The 11,927-nt window shown below is 33.3% G+C and carries 10 protein-coding genes; all 10 read left to right on the forward strand.

Annotated elements, in window-relative coordinates; all coding sequences use genetic code 11:
• The first annotated feature begins 95 nt into the window (after nt 1-95).
• On the forward strand, nt 96-1,361 hold the full coding sequence (gene purD / locus ACNI3C_RS10560; protein WP_419769763.1) for a phosphoribosylamine--glycine ligase: 1,266 nt from the start codon (nt 96-98) through the stop codon (nt 1,359-1,361).
• Nucleotides 1,362-1,368: 7 nt separating this feature from the next.
• The gene (locus ACNI3C_RS10565) at nt 1,369-1,815 is read left to right on the forward strand and encodes an RDD family protein (protein WP_419769764.1); all 447 of its coding nucleotides are present in this window, start codon (nt 1,369-1,371) and stop codon (nt 1,813-1,815) included.
• Entirely contained in the window at nt 1,808-3,904 is a 2,097-nt protein-coding gene (locus tag ACNI3C_RS10570; protein WP_419769765.1) for an LPS-assembly protein LptD, read from the forward strand. Before ACNI3C_RS10565 ends, ACNI3C_RS10570 begins: the two co-directional genes overlap by 8 nt.
• Before the next feature lies 1 nt (nt 3,905).
• Entirely contained in the window at nt 3,906-4,556 is a 651-nt protein-coding gene (locus ACNI3C_RS10575; RefSeq protein ID WP_419769766.1) for a phosphoribosyltransferase, read from the forward strand.
• Nucleotides 4,557-4,559: 3 nt separating this feature from the next.
• A complete protein-coding gene (locus tag ACNI3C_RS10580) occupies nt 4,560-6,740 on the forward strand; it encodes a polyribonucleotide nucleotidyltransferase (protein ID WP_419769767.1) in 2,181 nt (726 codons plus the stop codon).
• A 73-nt stretch (nt 6,741-6,813) separates the two neighbouring features.
• Nucleotides 6,814-7,182 carry a response regulator gene (locus tag ACNI3C_RS10585; RefSeq protein WP_419769768.1) on the forward strand — a complete coding sequence of 123 codons (369 nt, stop codon included), beginning with the start codon at nt 6,814-6,816 and terminating at the stop codon, nt 7,180-7,182.
• 29 nt (nt 7,183-7,211) lie between these two features.
• Nucleotides 7,212-9,290 (forward strand): chemotaxis protein CheA, encoded by a 2,079-nt coding sequence (locus ACNI3C_RS10590; RefSeq protein ID WP_419769769.1) that lies wholly within the window; start codon nt 7,212-7,214, stop codon nt 9,288-9,290.
• A 3-nt stretch (nt 9,291-9,293) separates the two neighbouring features.
• Nucleotides 9,294-10,139, forward strand: a complete 846-nt coding sequence (locus ACNI3C_RS10595) for a CheR family methyltransferase (protein WP_419769770.1) — start codon at nt 9,294-9,296, stop codon at nt 10,137-10,139.
• Between the two features lie 2 nt (nt 10,140-10,141).
• Nucleotides 10,142-10,822, forward strand: coding sequence for a chemotaxis protein CheD (locus tag ACNI3C_RS10600; RefSeq protein WP_419769771.1), 681 nt, complete (start codon nt 10,142-10,144; stop codon nt 10,820-10,822).
• Nucleotides 10,823-10,830: 8 nt separating this feature from the next.
• Entirely contained in the window at nt 10,831-11,925 is a 1,095-nt protein-coding gene (gene cheB / locus ACNI3C_RS10605) for a chemotaxis-specific protein-glutamate methyltransferase CheB (protein WP_419769772.1), read from the forward strand.
• Nucleotides 11,926-11,927 lie beyond the last annotated feature (2 nt).

The raw sequence follows: 11,927 nt of genomic DNA on the forward strand, positions 1-11,927 counted from the left end.
CTCTTACGTGCAGTCGTTGGCTTTTGTGGGCCATTTTGATGGTTAACGCCTACTTGGATATATACTACAATACAAATAATTTAAGGAATTTTATAGTGAATATATTGATACTTGGAAGCGGTGGAAGAGAGTACTCTATTGGTTTAGCCATATATAAAGAGAATAAACATAACTTATTTTTTATGCCAGGAAATGGCGCAACTTCTAATTTGGGTGAAAATATCAATATTGAAGATTATAATCAACTTGCCTCTTGGGCAATTGAAAACAACATTGATTTAACCATTGTCGGTCCTGAAGCCCCATTGGTTGATGGTGTAGTAGATATATTTAAACAACAAAATTTAACTATTTTTGGACCAAGTGCAGCAGCAGCCAGACTTGAAGGTTCAAAAGTTTATATGAAAAATATTTTAAAAAAATATAACATTCCCACAGCTGCATTTCTTGAAACGAGCAATGAAGAAGAAGCCCATGATTTTATTGATGGCATGAATCTGCCTATTGTTGTCAAAGCAGATGGTTTATGTGCAGGGAAAGGTGTTATTATTGCACAAAGTAAGAAAGAAGCCAAAGAAGCGGTTACAGACATGCTTAATGGAAGTTCATTTGGTGATGCGGGTTCGAGTGTGGTTGTTGAAGAGTTCTTAGATGGATATGAACTCTCTATTTTTGCCATTTGTGACGGGGATAATTATAAAATTTTACCTGCTGCTCAAGATCATAAAAGAATAGGGGATGGCGATACTGGACCAAATACTGGTGGAATGGGTGCGTATGCTCCAACTCCATTGGTTAACGAGGATATTTATAAAAAAGTAGAAGAGAGAGTTATTAAACCAACATTAGAAGGAATGAAAAAAGAGGGTGCTCCTTATGAGGGTGTTCTTTTTATTGGTGTCATGGTGGTTAAAGGTGAGCCTATTATTTTGGAATACAATGTACGATTTGGTGATCCTGAATGTGAAATTTTAATGCCATTACTTGAAACACCTGTTTCAGAGCTTTTTTACAAAGGTGCAACAAAAAACTTGGACTCATTGGAAATCAAAATCAAAAATGAATACAGCGTGGGGGTGGTGATGGCCAGTGCCAATTATCCATATTCAAGCAGTGAACCAGCACAGATTATTATAGATGATATTGTTGATGAAGATATTTTAAACAATACCCATATCTCTTTTGCAGGAGTGAGTCAAGAAGATGGCGTGCTTTTTGCAACAGGAGGGCGTGTGTTGGTTTGCGTAGGTTCAGGTAAAACAATTAAAGAGGCTCGAAATCGGGCATATGCATTATGTGGACAAGTGCATTATGTTGGAAAAAAATGCAGAACCGATATTGCATATCAAGCCTTAAAGTAAAGCTTTCATGAACTACGAAAAACAAACAGACAATCAAAATTTAGAGCTTGCTTCCATTGGTTCAAGAGTGAAAGCATTTATCATTGATGATGTGTTAATCAGTTTGGTCTTTTTTTTGATTTATTGGGAGTATTTGTTCTCAAATGAGACTGATTTAACAACAATGTTGCGTATTATAAATGATAATGTCATGCAAATTTTGATGATGAAATTTGTTTATCAAGGGTTTTTTGTTTGGTATTATGGGGCAACATTGGGAAAAATTGTTGCAAAAATTAGAATAGTTGATTACAACGATTTTGGTCGAGTCAATTTTTTCAATTCATTTGTCCGTTCATTTTTTAGAATCCTAAGTGAAATGTTTTTTTATATTGGATTTATATTGGCTTTTTTTAATGAGGGGAAACAGACATTACAAGATAAAATGGGTAGGACACTGGTAATCAATGCTTAAAAAATTCATTCTATTGTTAATTATATTAATTAACGTTAACGCACAAGAAAAATCAGAAGAGAAGTATCAAATCAATGCAAAAAATGTTGACAGTAAAAATGATATTATTACAGCAAGCGGTAACGTAGTAATATTTTCAAAAACATACTATATTACTGCTGATAAAGCCATTTATGATAAAACCAATCAAACATTTGAGTTGTTTGATAATGTTGTGATATTAAAGAACAATATATTGCAAGCGCAAAGCAATTATGCCTTTGTTAATATGCAAGATGAATCAATGATTCAAAATCCTATTTTAATGTTGGATACATCGACAAATCTTTGGATTAACTCTAAAACATCTGAAAAGAAAAACAGTGAATTTAATTTGGACAGTTCAATTCTTTCAAGTTGTAATTGTGAAGATCCTGCTTGGAGTATAAAATTCTCAAGTGGTGATTATGACAGTGAAGATAAATGGATCAATACATACAATACAAGACTCTATATTAAATCTGTACCTGTTTTTTATACCCCTTATTTTGGATTTTCAACGGATAAAACAAGAAGAACAGGATTACTGCAACCAACGGTTGGATACTCCAATAGTGAAGGGTTTTTGTATTCACAGCCGTTATACATTGCTCCGCAAGCCAACTATGATGTTGAATTTGTCCCTCAAATAAGAACAAACAGAGGGAGTGGAATTTATGCTTATTTGAGATGGGCAGACTCTCAATACTCTATGCTTAAATTAAAAAGTGGAATTTTTGTTGAAGAGGGTGACTATTTTCAAGATAAAGATTTGGAAAATAAGAAACATTTTGGTTGGAGTGTGGATTATGAAAGAAGTAAGCTTTTTTCAAATAATAATGATGATAATCAAGATGGTTTATATTTAAGTGCAAATTGGCTCAATGATGTTGAATATTATAATTTAGAGTCTCAAGGGTACGACCAAACATACAAAAAAAGAGTGGAATCTAAACTAAACTATTTCTATAAAACAGCAGAGTATTTTGGTGGAATTTATTTGAGACACTATTTGGATACAGATTTAGCCAATAATGATACAACAATACAACAACTGCCTCAAGTACAATTGCATAAATTTTCACAACCTGTTTTTTTAGATAAATTACTCTACTCTACAGATTTAAAATATACCAATTATAGCAGACCGCTAGGACTTGAAGCTCAACAATATGATCTGTCAGTGCCAATTTATTATGGCTTTTCTCTCTTTGATGATTATTTAAAAGTGACGTTTAAAGAAGAGTTGGGATTGACCCATATAAAATATGCCAATGGAACAACAGATTATAAAGATGGTACATTTGTTCATAATAAACACATCATCTCTGTAGGAACAGATCTACTTAAACCTTATGAGAACTATTTGCATACGATAAACTTTAGTAGTGAGTTTGCTATTCCAAACAGTGTTAAAAAAAGTGGAGATTTATACTCTATGACAAACAGTAGCAGTGAATTGAGACCTTATCCTGTAACTCAAGATCAAAAGACATTGACTTTCTCTTTAAATCACTCTTTATTTGACAGAGAAGATTTGAAACAAATTATCAATCATAAAATAAAACAAGCCATCATTTATGATGAATTTGATGAAGGAACATTATCAGATTTAGAGAATGAAATTACTTTTAACTATATTTTAGGAAGAATCTCAAATCGAATTAAATACAGCAATCAAGACAATGAAATGATTGAATCTTCATCTAATTTTACATTAGAGTATGATTGGTTTAAATTTAATTCTGGTTATTATATGTCAAAAAACACTCCTCATTCCGGGAAAGAAGAGTTAGAATCATATACCTTTGGAGCTACTGCACGATTTGCACGAGATTATGAGTTTACCTATGCGCTTAATTATAATGTAAATGACAGTGTAAAAAGTAAAGAGTCATACACTTTAACTATTAATGACAAATGTTGGACAATTAATATGCAATATACCAATGATTTAGTTACCGCAGCAAGTAAAACTGAGGATGCCATACGACAAAATGTAATCTATTTTAACATTGAACTTAAACCAATTGGTGGAATTAAACAGTCATATAAAGTCAGTGGAGATTAAGATGAAACTCAATAAAAAATATTTTAAAAACAGAGAAGATGCCGTCTTAAAACTCATTGATGTTCTTCCTTCTGATACCATGAAATTTGAAGATTGGATTGTAATTGCTACATCAGCAGGCAGTGTTCCTATTGCGTTTGAATTATCAAAAATATTAAAAGCATCCTTTGATTATATGTTTTCACATAAAATTGAAGCCCCCAATAATCCAGAGTGCGAAGTTGCAATTGTAACAGAAAGTGAGGAAGTTGTTATTCATGAGGAGTTGGTAAAAGCATTTGATATCAGTTTGGATTTTATATTTGCTAAAGCCAAAAATGTATATGAGAATGAGGTTTTGAAGTATATTCAAAAATATAGAAAAGGTGAAAGATTGTCAGATCTTCATAATAAAAATGTATTGTTGGTTGATGAAGGTTTAAATACCAGCTTGACCATGATGGCATGTATTAAAACAGCTATAAATTTAAAAGCAAAATCAGTCTCTGTGGCAGTCCCTATACTTCCAACAGTGAGTGCACCTATTATTGAATCGATTGCGGATGATTTATATTATGTTAAAAAACTTGACCATTTTGTGAGTATAGATTTTTATTATGAAGAGTTAGAAGATATCACTTTTGAAAAAATAGAAAAAATTATTAAAGGATAATAGATGTCAACCGTTTGTGAATTTGAATTATGTGGAAAACAAGAGATATATGAATTTAACAAAGTTGCAAAACAAGCCAATGGTTCAGTTTTAGCCCAATTAGGTAAAGCAGTTGTTTTAGCAACTGTTGTAAGTGAATTTGATAATCCAGTTGAAGAAGATTTTACGCCTTTAACTGTACAATATCTTGAAAAAACTTATGCTGCAGCAAAACTTCCAGGGGGATTTTTTAAAAGAGAATCCAAACCCAGTGAATTTGAAACCCTAACAGCAAGAGTGATTGACCGAAGTTTAAGACCATTGTTTCCAAAAGGGTATGTTTATCCTACTACTATAACCGTAATTGTTTTAAGTGCAGACAAAGATGTTGATCTTCAAGCATTGGCATTGAATGCCGCATCTGCTGCATTATATACATCTGACTTACCTATTAAAAAATCAGTTGCTGGTGTACGAGTTGGTAAAATAGAAGGAGAGTATGTTGTTAACCCAACAGAGACTCAAATGAATCAGTCAACACTGGATTTATATGTGGCTGGATCTAAAGAAGAACTTCTTATGATTGAGATGAAATCTATTTCATCTGAAGATATGATTGAAGTGGATATTGAAGCATTTACAAAAGTTCATAAAGCCAATGAAATGAATGAAGAAGAACTGGTAAAAGCCATTTCTATTGCACAAGAAGCCCTAAAAGAAGCCAATGAAGCATATGAAGCTGGTTTTGAATCGGCTTGTAAGGAAGCTAAAGATGTTGAATTGGTTGAATTTAGTATCGCTGAATCTGTTATTACTTACGTCAGAGATACTTATATGGCGAACATTAAAGAAGCAATTAAAAAATTGGCTAAAAGCGAAAGAGCAACGGAACTTAAAGATGTCGCTAAACTGATTTCACAAGATGAATACTCATTGAAGCATGAAATTTCATTAAAAGATATTTATGAAGCAGTCTCTATTGTTAAAAGAGAAATTGTGAGAAATATGATTGTTGTTGATAAGCTAAGAGCAGATGGAAGAGGACTTAAAGATGTAAGACCCATTTCTATTGATGTGAATATTTTACCTTCAACACACTCTTCATGTCTGTTTACAAGGGGTGAGACGCAAGCTTTGGTTGTTGGTACCTTGGCTGATTCAAAAGGTGGTCAAATGTATGAACGACTGACTGAAAAATCAACCATGACTGAAAACTTTATGGTTCATTACAATTTTCCAGGTTTTTCAGTGGGTGAAGCTAAACCAATGTTCAGTGTAGGAAGAAGAGAGTTAGGACATGGGAACTTAGGGAAAAGAGCATTAGAATCATCAATTGATGCAAGTTTTACAGATACTATCAGATTGGTGTCTGAAATTTTAGAATCAAATGGTTCGTCATCTATGGCAACGGTTTGTGGGGGTTCTATTGCTTTAAAAGCAGCAGGTGTTCCTATCTCATCTTTGGTTGCAGGTGTTGCAATGGGAATGGTGGTTGAAGGCAACAGCTATTCAGTACTTACTGATATTATGGGACTTGAAGACCATGATGGAGATATGGACTTTAAAGTTGCTGGTTCACGAAATGGAATCACTGCATTACAAATGGATATCAAGTTGGGTGGGATTGAATTATCGGTTCTAAAAGAGGCTCTTTTGCAAGCAAAAGAGGGAAGAGAACATATATTAAGCATTATGGAAGAGGCGGTTAAAGAGATTGTTCCAAGTGAAGCATTACCGTTAATAGAACAATTTGCGATTGACCCAAGTAAATTTATGGCTATTATTGGAAAAGCTGGATCAACAATTAAAGAGATTATTGAAAGATTTGAAGTCTCAATTGATTTGGACAGAGATACGGGTAATGTAAAAGTCAGTGGTGAGAAAAAAGAGAATGTTTTAGGAGCTTGCGAGCATATTAAAACCATTTCAAATAATGCACCAGCTGGAAGAAAAATGAGTAAAAATCTTGACTTTGAAAAAGTATATAAAGTGGATGATATTTTAACAGGAAAAGTTGAAAGAATCACAGAATTTGGAGCCTTTGTTGCACTTCCTGAAGGGGGAGAAGGATTACTTCATATTTCAAAAATTTCTAAAGAGAGAGTCAAAAATGTCAGCGATGTTTTAAATGTTGGTGACAGCGTAGAAATAAAAGTTTTAAACGTTAAAAAAGACAGAATTGAACTGGCATCAGCTGGTTTATAATTTTTATATTAAATTAATACTTCTTTCGTTATTATATAGCTAATATAACCAAAGAGGGTAACAAGGGGTTTTTATGTCAAAGCTTTTGATTGTAGATGATTCAACAATGTTAAGAGACATGTTAAATTATGCATTAAATGAAGGTGGTTATAGTGATGTAACTGAAGCAATCGATGGGATTGATGGTTTGGAAAAAGCCAAAAATGCGCTTTATGACCTTATTATTACCGACATTAACATGCCAAATATGGATGGAATAACATTGATTGCAGAGCTGAGAAAACTTCCTCAATACAGTTCAAAACCAATTTTGGTATTGACAACTGAAAGAAGTGATGAGATGAAAGTCAAAGGGAAAGCAGCAGGTGCTACTGGTTGGATTGTTAAACCATTCGTTCCAGATCAGTTGTTAAAAGCGGTAAATATCGTATTAAGTCGTTAATATAATTACATAATTTTAGAAGGTGCAATATGTCTAATTTTGATATATCTAAATACAGAGAAATGTTTCTAGAAGAAGCCGTTGAGCTTTTTGAATCAGCTGACAATGTTTTACTCGAAGCGGAGAGTAATGGTTCTTTAACAGAAGAAGAAATGGGACAACTTTTTAGAGATGTTCATACATTAAAAGGAAGTGGTGCCTCTGTTGAGTTGGCATTGTTTGCTGAGTTTACTCATGATGTTGAAAACATGATGGATAAACTAAGAAATCATAAAATTGAATTTGTACCAGAGATGGTAGATACTTTGATGGATGGTTTAGATGTCATGAAAGAACTTCTTGAATTAGAAGTTGCAGAAGATCTTACACGAGAAAAATTTGAAGAGATGACAAAAGATTTATTGAGTGATATTCGTGCGTATATTAATGGTGGATCTCCTGCTGGTGCGACACCTGCACCTGCAGAACCTGTTGCTCAAAAACCTCAAGAAGTTGCTGCTCCTACAAGCAAAAATGATATGTTTGAAGAACAAAGTAATAGTAAAGATGTTCCTTATGGTTTTTTTGATGAAGGGGAATCCAATGCTTCAAATGATTACCGTTCGCAACCGTATGGTTTTTTTGATGAAACAGTTATCAATGATGAAAGTGGTAATTTTGGATTTTATGATGAAGATTTATATGACAGTAAAACTCAATCAAAAAGAGTTCCAAAAGAGAGCACGGATGATTTTGGATTTTTTGATGAAATGCCTGCTCTTAACCCAAATGGAACAGTTACTCCGGTGGATGCCCCAACAACAGAAAGTGCTCCAAAAGCCCCAGTAGCTCCAGCAGCCACGGCTGTTAAAAAAAGAGAAGAGAGAGAAGGAAAAGCTGAAAAACCAACTGCTACAACAAATAACATCAGAGTTAATTTAGATAAAATTGATCTTTTGATGAATAACGTAGGAGATTTGGTTATTACTAATGCGATGTTAACGCAGTTTACTACGACGATAGAAGATTCAAAAACAAGAGTATCTGTTCTTGAAAGATTGGAACTGCTTGAAAGACATATTCGAGATATGCAAGATTCAATCATGAGTATCCGAATGGTTCCAATGGAATCGATTTACTCAAAATTCCCTAAAGTTGTAAGAGATATCTCTAAAAAACTGGGTAAAAAAGTTGAATTTAAGCATTATGGTGACAATGTTGAAATTGATAAAGCCATGATTGAAGGTTTAACGGATCCTTTAATGCATATTATCAGAAATTCATTGGATCATGGTTTGGAAACGCCTGAAGAGAGAGTAAAAGCGGGGAAAGATGAAGTTGGATTTATTACCATCAGTGCTGAACAAGCCAATGGTCAAATGATCATTACGATTTCAGATAACGGTAAAGGAATCAATTCAGAAAAAGTTGCTCAAAAAGCGTTTGAAAATGGACAAATTGATGAAAACCAACTCTTAACTATGACAGATAACGATAAAGCAATGTTGGTTTTTGGAGCAGGGGTTTCAACGGCGGATGTTATTACTGATATCTCAGGTCGTGGTGTTGGAATGGATGTTGTTAAAACCAATATTCAAAAACTTGGTGGTGCCATTAAACTTGATACGGGTGTTGGTATTGGAACAACGATTACAATTGTGCTTCCTTTAACACTTGCTATTCTTGATGGGTTGGATATTGCTGTTGGTAAACATAAATATATTTTACCATTGAGTTCTATTGTAGAATCACTTCAACCAAGCAATGACATGATTAAACGAATTGGAGATGGAACGCAAGATCTCTTGATGTTAAGAGAAGAGTTTATTCCTGTTGTTAAAATCTATAAATTGTTTGGAATTGAACCAAAATATAAAGATATTGAAGAGGGTATGCTGATTGTTGTTAAATCAGGAAACGTTAAAGTCGCCTTATTTATTGATGAGTTTTTACATCAACATCAAGTGGTTGTTAAACCTTTAGATAAAAACTTTAGAAGTGTTGAAGGAATAGGTGCTGCAACAGTAAGAGGGGATGGAAGTATTGGTCTTATTCTTGACGTTTTAGGAATTATTAGTGCTCAGAAAAAAGTTGAAAAACATATGATAGAGGGGAAAAGGGCTTCTTAATATATGGATAAAACTGCTCTTTTACATGAAAAAGTCAAGAAGTTACTTTATAGTTTGACTGGGATTACCCTTTCGAACAATAAAGATGTAATGATTTCTAATCGTTTATACAAACTTCAAAGAGATACAAAATTTCACGGAAATTTAGATGATTTACTTGAAAAAGTAGAAGAGGGTGAGTTTGTAAATGAGTTTATTAACTCATTTACTACCAATAAAACACATTTTTTTAGGGAAGAGTTTCATTTTGAGGATTTAAAAGCAAGAGTTATCCCTGAAATTTTGGCCAACAATTCGTCTGCAGAGATTAAAATGTATTGCTCTGCTTCTTCAACAGGAGAAGAGCCTTACTCAATGGCAATGACAATCAAAGAAGCAGAAGAGGAGCTTCACCGTACAATAAATGCATCAATTATTGCAACAGATATTGATACAAATGTGCTGCAATATGCTGCTAATGGTGTTTACAGATACTCAAAAAGTTCTAAAGAGTTTCCCTCTTGGATTAAGCCACAAAAATATTTCAAAAAACGTGTTGAACAAAATATTGGTTCTGAAGAGATACTGATTAAAGTCAAAGATGAATTGAAAAAAATGATTACATTTCAAGAGATGAATCTTAATGACGAACGTTATCCTTTTAGAGAGAACCAGTTTGATGTTATTTTTTGTAGAAATGTGTTGATCTATTTTTCAGCTGAAGATCAAAACCGTATTTTAAAAAAATTGTTCAAACACTTAAAAATTGGTGGAACATTATATATTGGACACTCTGAAAATCCACATGATTTGATTAATTATGTTAAAAAAGCGGCTCAAAATACTTTTGTGAAGTTAAAGGAAATATAAGCTTGATTATAATTGGACATAAAGATGGTAGAATTGAAAAAGCATCTAATGTAAATTTTACACAAAAAATCAAAGGTTATAACGCACATACCATTATTGGTGGAGAATTTGCAGTGAGTAAAGATGAAGAAGAGATTGCTTTTAAAACATTGCTTGGTTCTTGTGTTGCAATCATGTTTTATGATAAGGTAAAAAAAATCAAAGGGATGAATCACTTTTTACTTCCAACGACAACCAATTCAAATGAAGATATGAAATATGGTCTTTATTCGGTTGAAGCGATGCTCAATGAGATGTATAAATTGGGATGCAGAAAAGAGAATATGAGTGCAAAAATCTCAGGTGGTGCAGATATTATGCAACTTAATATGTCCGCTATTGCATCAATAGGGCACAGAAATGTTGAATTTGCAAAGGATTTTTGTGCTGCGGAAGGATTTAAAATTGTTTCTGAGCACACAAGAGGGGAGAGAGGAAGATTAATTTTATTAACAAGTGATTTTCAAACTTTTATTAAAGTAACAGAAAAATCTGATACAAATGCAAAAATTCTTGGTGATGAGAGAAAACTTCAAAGAGAAATTACAAACGAACCGGTTATCAAAGAGTATGTTGGTGGAGTTGATTTATTTGACAATAATAAACATAAAGCCGACCCTCAAATGGAAATTGAACTATTTTAAGGTAGAAAATGTATACAGTAATAGTAATCGATGATTCCTCTTCAATGAGAAGAATTTTAAAAGATATGATAAATAACATTGATGACTTTGAGGTTATAGCTGAAGCTGTGGATGCTTTTGATGCCAGAGAAAAAATAAAAAAATATGAACCCGATTTGGTGACGATTGATATTAATATGCCCAAAATGGATGGAGTAGTATTTTTAAGAAATCTTATGCGTCTTCATGCTATGCCTGCTGTGGTTATTTCTGGTGAGAGTGTACGTGGCAATGATATTTTTGATGATGGAGCAGTAGGATTTATTCCAAAACCAGATAATCATGAAAGTATGGTCTCTTTTGGAAACAGAATTAAAGAGACCCTAATGAATCTGACCTTTCTTTTAAAACGATATACACTTAAAAAACCACCAGCACAAGTTCAAGTAGAAACCAGATATTCTAAACAAAATGCAGATAATCACGGCATAGAAAAAAAAGTTCACCCTGATGAAGTATTGAAAAAACTGCCGGCAACGTTTCCTGGTAAAAAAGTGATTGCCATTGGTTCTTCTACGGGTGGGGTGGATGCGTTATTGCAAGTTTTTATGAAATTAGAACCTAATTTACCACCTATTTTAATGACACAACATATTCCCTATGGGTTTTCAAATTCGTTTGCTCAAAGATTAAATACACATTCAAAACTCAATGTTTATGAAGCAAAAGATGGCATGATTCTTGAAAACTCTTCTGCGTATTTGGCACCTGGAAACATGCACATGACCATAGAAAAGGCAGGGAATGAGTATCGTATTAAACTTTTAGATATGGTAAAAGTGAGTCGACATAAACCCAGCGTTGATATTCTATTCAGAAGTGTTAATAATGTTGTTGGTGGTGGTGCCATGGCTGTTATAATGACAGGCATGGGCGATGATGGCAGCATTTGTATGAAAGAGTTATATGATAATGGTGCGTATACCATTGCTCAAGATGAAGCCAGTTGTATTGTATTTGGTATGCCTGCAAAAGCCATAGAGGCAGGGGCAATTAAAGATGTTGTCTCTCTTGATGATATTGCTGAATATATTATGGATTTTTCAAGAGGAAAAAGAAAATAGAT

It is taken from the genome of Marinarcus sediminis (SeqCode) (assembly GCF_048571275.1).
Lineage (GTDB): Bacteria > Campylobacterota > Campylobacteria > Campylobacterales > Arcobacteraceae > Marinarcus > Marinarcus sediminis.